Source organism: Streptomyces sp. NRRL S-118 (assembly GCF_000716335.1).
Classification (GTDB): domain Bacteria; phylum Actinomycetota; class Actinomycetes; order Streptomycetales; family Streptomycetaceae; genus Streptomyces.
In genome coordinates this window covers 14,275-14,618 of the sequence record NZ_KL591045.1, presented here as the reverse complement: position 1 = coordinate 14,618, position 344 = coordinate 14,275, and the positions used below count along the sequence as shown (strand labels likewise).

Genomic DNA, 344 nt, shown 5'->3' with positions numbered 1-344 from the left:
GTGATCAAGATGGTGATGGCGTTGCGGCACGGGGTGCTGCCGCGGACGTTGCATGCGCAGGAGCCGACGCCGTTGGTGGACTGGTCGGCCGGTGCGGTGGAGTTGTTGCGTGAGGCGCAGCCGTGGTCGCCATCGCGGGAGCGGGTGCGGCGGGCGGGTGTGTCGTCGTTCGGGATCAGTGGCACCAACGCGCACGTGATCCTGGAGGAGGCGCCCGCGGAACCGGAATCCTCGGGGCAGGGGAGTGAGCCGCTCCCGGCTGGTGGTGTGCCGGTGCCGTGGGTGGTGTCGGGGCGTAGTGAGGCGGCGCTGCGGGCGCAGGCGCGCCGGCTGCGTGAGCACCT

The 344-nt window shown here is 72.1% G+C and carries 1 protein-coding gene; it reads left to right on the top strand.

Going from position 1 to position 344, the window contains the following annotated elements; genetic code table 11:
• The coding region (locus IH00_RS39310; protein WP_324615820.1) for a ketoacyl-synthetase C-terminal extension domain-containing protein at positions 1–344 on the top strand (344 nt) is incomplete at both ends.